The sequence below is a fragment of the Mesorhizobium sp. M7A.F.Ca.AU.001.01.1.1 genome (assembly GCF_004022735.1).
Lineage (GTDB): Bacteria > Pseudomonadota > Alphaproteobacteria > Rhizobiales > Rhizobiaceae > Mesorhizobium > Mesorhizobium ciceri.
In genome coordinates this window covers 1-1,996 of sequence record NZ_RZPF01000948.1, presented here as the reverse complement: position 1 = coordinate 1,996, position 1,996 = coordinate 1, and the positions used below count along the sequence as shown (strand labels likewise).

3 protein-coding genes are annotated in these 1,996 nt (G+C 62.1%); 2 read left to right on the top strand and 1 reads right to left on the bottom strand.

Annotation, left to right across the window (positions count from 1 at the left end; genetic code table 11):
- Together EN884_RS34405 and EN884_RS34400 are read left to right on the top strand one after the other, a co-directional pair.
- A partial coding sequence (locus tag EN884_RS34405) for a hypothetical protein (RefSeq protein WP_206617726.1) occupies window positions 1-260 on the top strand: 260 nt, incomplete at its 5' end.
- Window positions 261-527: 267 nt separating this feature from the next.
- Window positions 528-1,202 carry a hypothetical protein gene (locus EN884_RS34400; RefSeq protein ID WP_063169523.1) on the top strand — a complete coding sequence of 225 codons (675 nt, stop codon included), beginning with the start codon at window positions 528-530 and terminating at the stop codon, window positions 1,200-1,202.
- Window positions 1,203-1,230: 28 nt separating this feature from the next.
- Here the strand turns inward: EN884_RS34400 and EN884_RS34395 are convergent.
- Window positions 1,231-1,996 (bottom strand): exodeoxyribonuclease III (locus EN884_RS34395; RefSeq protein ID WP_164895367.1); only part of this gene is annotated, 766 nt, incomplete at its 5' end.

Here is a 1,996-nt window from a genome sequence, read left to right as displayed (position 1 = left end):
CGCCGATGGTTATCCTCAATGGCGGCGCCAACATGGCCCGTTGGAGGCCGCTTTCGAACTGCGTGGACGTGATCGCGACCCGCCATGCCAGCCCGACCGGCCTGGTCGCCGATGTCCCGGCGCCGACAATCATCGAAGCGGCGCAACGGATGCTGGCGACACGCCGCCGCGACCATCCCCATCTACCGGATCTCGCAGGCCTGTCAGCGCAGCAGCCCTGGGGCAACGACATGCGTGAAGACGTGAAGCGCGCCGTTTGAGTTCGAATTTATTTGGACGCGCTTCGAAGCGTGCTGGGATTCAGGTCGGGCATTTGCAGGCCGGCCTCCCCTGAACATCGGCGCCATGGTACAATGGGTTCGGTGGAGCGAAGCGCTGCAACCGTTCGATGCTGACCACCGGCACAATGCAGGCGGAGTTCTCGGCGCGGCAGAACTGGCAGCCATCGTAATGGATTAGGCATAGGTCAGCACTTCTTGATCTTTGATTCCAATGGAGTTCCTCTCAGTCCTCAATGAGAATAGCTAATGCCAGAGAACAGCGCGCCGAACACAAAGCATGGCGGCGAATGGACAATAGCCTGGCGCTTGGTCGTGGTGGCGGCGGCGGCGATTAACGTTGCGATGCTCTTGGCCGCGCTGTCCGTCGCGCAAATTCGTGGTCTGGACGCGTGGATCTTTTATCGAGATCCATCCGCAGCCGCCGGAGTCGGTTTCTATACGGGGTGGATTTCGTCCCTGGGTGCTTCGCTATGGATCGGCTCCGGCGCCGCAACCCTGTTTGCTGGCCTGCTCACGCGCCGATGGGATTGCACGTTTCTCGGCGGCCTTACCCTCCTCTTGGGCCTCGATGACCTGTTGTTGATCCATGAGGACGTGCTGCCCATTGTTGGGATACCGGAGATCGTTCCGATGATTGCCTACGCCGCCGCCGGGTTGTTCTGGTTCTTCCGGCTGCGACGGAAAACATTCGACGGCACGATCATCTTTGTGGCCGCAGGCTTCCTGCTGGCGATGTCAGCATCGATCGACCAGCTCGGAGAGCTGTTTCCTACCCCCGGTTCTGCGGCCGCCATCGCCGAGGACGTCGTCAAAGAGCTTGGCATCTTCCTCTGGGCGGCAGGTGCCGTTGGGTACGCGGCGATGGTGACACGATTGGGCCGCCCGTGGGTGGATCCAGCCGGTCCCAACTCTACAGACTGACTGCCGCACGCGGGCATTTTCGACCAGACTAGTCCAGATCGAACCGCGCGATGACAGGCACATGGTCCGACGGGCGCTCCCAGCCGCGCGCCAGACGCAGGATCTCGTAGCCGGAAAAGCTGGGCACAAGGTTCGGCGACGACCAGACGTGGTCGAGGCGGCGGCCGCGATTGGACAGCTCCCAATCCTGCGCGCGATAGCTCCACCAGGTGTAGAGCTTCTGCTCATCCGGCACGTTGAGCCGCATCAGGTCGGCCCAGTTGCCGGCGCGACGCATCGCCTCGAAATTTTCCGTCTCGACCGGCGTGTGGCTGACCACGTTGAGCAATTGCTTGTGCGACCAGACGTCATGTTCGAGCGGGGCGATGTTGAGGTCGCCGACCAGCACCGAGCCGGACACCTCGTCATGTTCTGCCCGGATGGCATTCATCTCGGCAACGAAATCGAGCTTGTGCTTGAACTTCCTGTTGATGACGGGATCCGGTTCGTCGCCGCCCGCCGGGACGTAGAAATTATGCAGCAGGATCGCCTTGCCGCCGGCCCGCACCGTCACCGAGAGGTGCCGGCTGTCCTCGATTTCGCAAAAGCGTCGCTTTTCGACCAATTCGATCGGCCGCCGCGCCACGGTTGCTACGCCGTGGTAGCCCTTCTGGCCATGGAAGGCGATGTGCTCGTAGCCGAGCTTGCGGAAAGCCTTCTCGGGGAACAGTTCGTCGGGAACCTTGGTTTCCTGCAGGCACAGCACGTCGGGCGCATGCTCGACGAGCAGGCGCTCGACGATCGGCATGCGAAGG